The sequence below is a fragment of the Streptomyces sp. NPDC031466 genome, from assembly GCF_055581265.1.
Map to the genome: position 1 here is coordinate 1 of NZ_JBVIJT010000029.1, position 3,599 is coordinate 3,599.

Sequence of the window (3,599 nt, forward strand, 5' to 3'; positions counted from 1 at the left end):
GGTCGTGGTGCGCAGGCGTTGCGGGGGCAGGCGGAGCGTCTGTTGTCGCACGTCGAGGCGCATGGTGAGTTGTCACCGGTGGATGTGGGCTGGTCGCTCGTATCCGGGCGCGCGGAGTTCGAGAACCGCGCGGTCGTCATCGCTGATCGGGACGGGCTGCGTGCGGGTCTGAGCGCGCTGGCGCGGGGCGAGATCGCCTCTGGAGTGGTGGCCGGGCCGGCCGAGGGTGTGACACGGATGGCCGACCGGGTGGTGTTTGTCTTCCCTGGTCAGGGTTCGCAGTGGGCGGGTATGGCGGTGGAGTTGTTGGATTCGGCGCCGGTGTTCGCGGAGCGGATGGCTGAGTGTGGTCGGGCGTTGGGGGAGTTTGTCGACTGGGATCTTGAGTCGGTGGTTCGGCAGGCGCCGGAGGCGCCGTCGTTGGAGCGCGTAGATGTTGTTCAGCCGGTGCTGTGGGCGGTGATGGTGTCGCTGGCGGAGTTGTGGCGTTCGTATGGTGTTGAGCCTGCTGCGGTGGTGGGGCATTCGCAGGGTGAGATCGCGGCTGCGTGTGTGGCGGGTGCGTTGTCGCTGGGTGATGCGGCGAGGGTGGTGGCGCTGCGTTCGCAGGCGATTGCCGGTGGGCTGGCGGGGCTCGGCGGGATGGTGTCGGTGGCGTTGCCGTTGGCGGAGGTGGAGTCTCGGCTTGAGGCGTTCGGTGGCCGGATCGAGGTCGCGGCGGTGAACGGGCCGGCGTCGGTGGTGGTGGCCGGTGATCCGGGTGCGCTCGATGAGCTGCTGGCCCAGTGCCAGGCCCAGGAGGTCCGGGCGCGCAAGGTACCGGTGGATTACGCCTCGCACACCTCGCATGTCGAGCGCATCGAGGACGAGCTGGCGGAGCTTCTGGCGGGGATTGAGCCGAAGTCGTCGTCGGTGCCGTTCTATTCGACGGTCACGGGTGGTCTGTTGGACACCGTCGAGCTGGATGGCGGCTACTGGTATCGGAATCTGCGGCACACGGTTCGTTTCGAGGAGACCGTCGGCACGGTCCTGGAGGCGGGGGACGCGGTCTTCGTCGAGGCGTCGGCCCACCCGGTGCTGACCATCGGGCTTCAGGAGATCGCCGAGGCCCGAGGTGCGGACAACAGCGTGGTGCTGGGTTCGCTGCGGCGTGACGAAGGCGGTCTTGACCGCTTCTTGACCTCCCTCGCCGAGGCCTACGTCCAGGGCGTGCCCGTGGACTGGACGGCGGCGTTCACCGGGACCGACGCGACCTACGTCGATCTGCCGACGTACGCCTTCCAGCGCCGGCGCTACTGGCTGGAGACCTCGCCCAGCTCGGCGCGCGTCGACGAGGTGGAGGCGCGCTTCTGGGAGGCGATCGAGAGCGAGGACCTCGCGTCCCTCGCGGCCACTCTTGAGGTCGAGGGTGATCAAGAGCAGGCGTTGCTGAGCAGCTTGCTGCCCACGCTGGCCTCCTGGCGGCAGAAGCGGCAGACGCGGCGGCGACAGCCGGCCCAGCAGCAGTCCGGCACGTCGCTCACCGCCGCCGAGGAGGACCCCAACGCGAACGATGGACTCGCCGGGCGGCTCGCCGCGCTCGCCGTGGCCGAGCAGGAGAGGGTGCTGCTCGAGCTGGTGCGTACCCACACCGCGGCGGTGCTGGGGCACGCCGGTATGGACGCGGTCGCGGTGGGACGGGCGTTCAAAGAGCTCGGCTTCGACTCGATGCGCCTGATGGAGCTGCGGAAGCGGCTCAACGAGGCCACCGGGCTGCGGCTGCCGACGGGCGCGGTCTTCGACCACCCCACGGTCTCGCTGATGGCCGGGTACCTGCGTGCGGAACTCATGGGCCCCGGCGCCGACGCCGGCGCCGACGCGGCGGGGGCCGACGTGGCGACGCCGCTCGCGGACGACGAGCCGATCGCGATCGTCGCCATGGGCTGCCGCTTCCCCGGCGACATCAGCACGCCCGAGGAGCTGTGGCAGCTCGTCGCTGAGGGCCGGGACGCGATCTCCGAGATGCCGAGCGACCGCGGCTGGAACATCGAGGACCTCTACGACCCGGACCCCGAGCAGCCCGGCAAGAGCTACGTAAGGGCGGGCGGCTTCATCTACGACGCCCCAGAGTTCGACCCGGCGTTCTTCGGGATATCGCCGCGTGAGGCGTTGGCGATGGATCCGCAGCAGCGTTTGCTGCTGGAGACCACCTGGGAGGCGCTCGAGCGCGCGGGCATCGACCCGGCCTCGCTCAAGGGCAGCCAGACCGGCGTCTTCGCCGGTACGACGTACCAGGATTACGGCACGCCGCTGTACGTGGCGTCGGAGGGTCTCGACGGCTACCTGCTGACCGGCAAGGCGTCTGCCGTGGTCTCCGGTCGTCTCGCGTACTTCCTCGGCCTCGAAGGCCCCGCCATCACGGTCGACACGGCCTGCTCCTCGTCTCTCGTGGCGCTTCACCAGGCCGCCCAGGCGCTCCGGCACGGCGAGTGCTCGCTGGCCCTGGCCGGTGGTGTGACGGTCATGGGCGCGCCGGGCATCTTCATCGAGTTCAGCCGCCAGCGCGGCCTTTCGGCCGACGGCCGCTGCAAGGCGTTCTCCGCGGACGCGGACGGTACGGGCTGGGGCGAGGGCGCCGGCATGCTCGTCCTGGAACGGCTCTCCGACGCCCGCCGCAACGGACACCCGGTGCTCGCGGTCATCCGGGGCAGCGCGATCAACCAGGACGGCGCCTCCAACGGCCTGACCGCCCCCAACGGACTCTCGCAGCAGCGGGTCATCCGCCAGGCGCTCGCCAACTCCGGCCTTTCGACCACCGATGTGGACGTGGTCGAGGCGCACGGCACGGGCACCACGCTCGGCGATCCGATCGAGGCGGAGGCGCTGCTCGCCACGTACGGCCAGGGGCGGCCCGAGGACCAGCCGTTGTGGCTCGGTTCGCTCAAGTCCAACATCGGCCACACCCAGGCGGCGGGAGGGGTGGCCGGGGTGATGAAGATGGTGCTCGCCCTGCGGCACCGCGTCCTGCCGAAGACGCTCCACGCCGACCAGCCGTCGCCCAGGGTGGACTGGACGGCCGGGGCCGTGGAACTGCTCACCGAGCAGCGGGCATGGCCGGAGATCGGCCGACCGCGCCGGGCGGGCGTCTCCGCCTTCGGCGTCAGCGGGACCAACGCCCACCTCATCCTGGAGCAGGCCCCGGCCGAGGAGCCGACGCAGCCGGAGACGCCGGGCCGCGAACCGGTCATGGTGCCCTGGGTGCTCTCCGGTCGTGGTGTGGAGGCGTTGCGGGAGCAGGCGGAGCGGTTGCTGTCGCATGTCGAGGCGCGTGGTGAGTTGTCGCCGGTGGATGTGGGGTGGTCGCTCGCCTCTGGTCGGACGCGGTTCGAGCACCGTGCGGTCGTCGTCGGTGACCAAAGTGGGCTGCGTGCGGGTCTGGGTGCTCTGGCGCAGGGTGAGGACGATACGGGTGTGGTGACCGGCCCGTCTTCGGGCCTGTCCGGTGCGGGTGACCGGGTGGTGTTCGTCTTCCCGGGTCAGGGTTCGCAGTGGGCGGGTATGGCGGTGGAGTTGTTGGATTCGGCGCCGGTGTTCGCGGAGCGGTTCGCTGAGTGTGGTCG

At 70.5% G+C, this 3,599-nt stretch carries 1 protein-coding gene; it reads left to right on the forward strand.

Features of this window, described 5'->3' with window-relative positions:
• Positions 1–291 precede the first annotated feature (291 nt).
• Positions 292–3,599 (forward strand): beta-ketoacyl synthase N-terminal-like domain-containing protein (locus tag ACZ5GP_RS33935; protein WP_468754518.1); only part of this gene is annotated, 3,308 nt, incomplete at its 3' end.